This window comes from Limimaricola variabilis (assembly GCF_014195545.1).
In the GTDB taxonomy this organism is placed as follows: Bacteria; Pseudomonadota; Alphaproteobacteria; order Rhodobacterales; family Rhodobacteraceae; genus Limimaricola; species Limimaricola variabilis.
Genome location: NZ_JACIBX010000026.1, coordinates 1 through 2500, shown reverse-complemented (window position 1 = coordinate 2500; position 2500 = coordinate 1). Strand labels below are relative to the sequence as shown.

At 55.9% G+C, this 2500-nt stretch carries 1 tRNA gene and 2 rRNA genes (1 of these 3 cut by a window edge); all 3 read left to right on the top strand.

The window, feature by feature from the left end:
- Positions 1–2029, top strand: a 23S ribosomal RNA gene (locus tag FHS00_RS17435); it begins 806 nt to the left of the window's first position.
- Between the two features lie 189 nt (positions 2030–2218).
- Positions 2219–2333: ribosomal RNA gene (rrf, locus tag FHS00_RS17430) — 5S ribosomal RNA — on the top strand.
- Positions 2334–2423: 90 nt separating this feature from the next.
- A tRNA-Met gene (locus tag FHS00_RS17425) sits at positions 2424–2500 on the top strand.

Here is a 2500-nt window from a genome sequence, read left to right as displayed (position 1 = left end):
AAAGGCCAATCAAACTCGGAGATAGCTGGTTCTCTGCGAAATCTATTTAGGTAGAGCGTCATCCGAATACCCCGGGGGGTAGAGCACTGGATGGGTAATGGGGCCCCACAGGCTTACTGATCCTAACCAAACTCCGAATACCCGGGAGTACTAGATGGCAGACACACGGCGGGTGCTAACGTCCGTCGTGGAGAGGGAAACAACCCTGACCTACAGCTAAGGCCCCCAATTCGTGGCTAAGTGGGAAAGCAGGTGGGACGACCAAAACAACCAGGAGGTTGGCTTAGAAGCAGCCATCCTTTAAAGATAGCGTAACAGCTCACTGGTCTAAATAAGTTGTCCTGCGGCGAAGATGTAACGGGGCTCAAGCCACGAGCCGAAGCTTAGGATGCACTTAGTGCATGGTAGCAGAGCGTAGTGTGACATAATCCCATGTCTCCTTACCGTCCTTCGGGTCGGCTTGGAGACGCGGGATTTTCTGTGAAGCCGGGCTGTGAGGCATCCGGTGGAGAGATCACTAGCGAGAATGATGACATGAGTAGCGACAAACAGGGTGAGAGACCCTGTCGCCGAAAGTCCAAGGGTTCCTGCTTAAAGTTAATCTGAGCAGGGTAAGCCGACCCCTAAGGCGAGGCCGAAAGGCGTAGTCGATGGGAACCAGGTTAATATTCCTGGGCCAGATGGAAGTGACGGATCGCGGACGTTGTTCACCCTTATCGGATTGGGTGGGCAGCCAGGCGGTCCCTGGAAATAGCTCCATCATGAGATCGTACCCTAAACCGACACAGGTGGACTGGTAGAGAATACCAAGGCGCTTGAGAGAACGATGTTGAAGGAACTCGGCAAAATACCTCCGTAAGTTCGCGAGAAGGAGGCCCGGTTTTTACGCAAGTAGAGGCCGGGGGCACAAACCAGGGGGTGGCGACTGTTTACTAAAAACACAGGGCTCTGCGAAGTCGCAAGACGACGTATAGGGTCTGACGCCTGCCCGGTGCCGGAAGGTTAAAAGGAGAGGTGCAAGCCTTGAATTGAAGCCCCGGTAAACGGCGGCCGTAACTATAACGGTCCTAAGGTAGCGAAATTCCTTGTCGGGTAAGTTCCGACCTGCACGAATGGCGTAACGACTTCCCCGCTGTCTCCAACATCGACTCAGCGAAATTGAATTGCCGGTCAAGATGCCGGCTTCCCGCGGTTAGACGGAAAGACCCCATGCACCTTTACTACAGCTTCACACTGGCATCAGGATTGCGATGTGCAGGATAGGTGGTAGGCTTTGAAGCGGGAACGCCAGTTCCCGTGGAGCCTCCCTTGAGATACCACCCTTCGCACTCTTGATGTCTAACCGCGGTCCGTTATCCGGATCCGGGACCCTGTGTGGCGGGTAGTTTGACTGGGGCGGTCGCCTCCCAAACAGTAACGGAGGCGCGCGAAGGTTGGCTCAGAACGGTCGGAAATCGTTCGTCGAGTGCAATGGCATAAGCCAGCCTGACTGCAAGACTGACACGTCGAGCAGAGTCGAAAGACGGCCATAGTGATCCGGTGGTCCCGAGTGGAAGGGCCATCGCTCAACGGATAAAAGGTACGCTGGGGATAACAGGCTGATACTGCCCAAGAGTCCATATCGACGGCAGTGTTTGGCACCTCGATGTCGGCTCATCTCATCCTGGGGCTGGAGCAGGTCCCAAGGGTATGGCTGTTCGCCATTTAAAGAGGTACGTGAGCTGGGTTTAGAACGTCGTGAGACAGTTCGGTCCCTATCTTCCGTGGGTGTAGGATACTTGAGAGGAGTTGCCCCTAGTACGAGAGGACCGGGGTGAACGATCCACTGGTGGACCAGTTGTCGTGCCAACGGCAGTGCTGGGTAGCTATGATCGGACAGGATAACCGCTGAAGGCATCTAAGCGGGAAGCCCCCCTCAAAACAAGGTATCCCTGAGGACCGTGGTAGACCACCACGTCGATAGGTCGGAGATGTAAGCGCAGCAATGCGTTCAGTTGACCGATACTAATGGTCCGATAGGCTTGATCCGATCCAGAAACAGCAAGGCTGGATCCGAAAGCATACACAATCAAGGAAATGTACGACGACCTGGAACACCGCTCCCCCAACCGGGGCAGGGCGGCTGATATGGTGACCTCCCCCCCAAGCGACGCGACAGGCCATACCGGCCTCGAGCAGCGCTCCGCGCGGCAGGCCACCGAAGATGTTCTTTTCTCGGTCTGGTGGCCATAGCACGAGCAAAACACCCGATCCCATTCCGAACTCGGCCGTTAAGTGCCGTTGCGCTGATGGTACTGCGTCTCAAGACGTGGGAGAGTAAGTCACCGCCAGACCTAGTAAAGAACATCCCCATTCTCTCTGACACGATGCCAGAACCGATCCGGCCTCAAGCAGCGCGCCGCGCAGCAGGCCAAACATCCTGTCGCGGGATGGAGCAGCCCGGTAGCTCGTCAGGCTCATAACCTGAAGGTCGCAGGTTCAAATCCTGCTCCCGCAACCA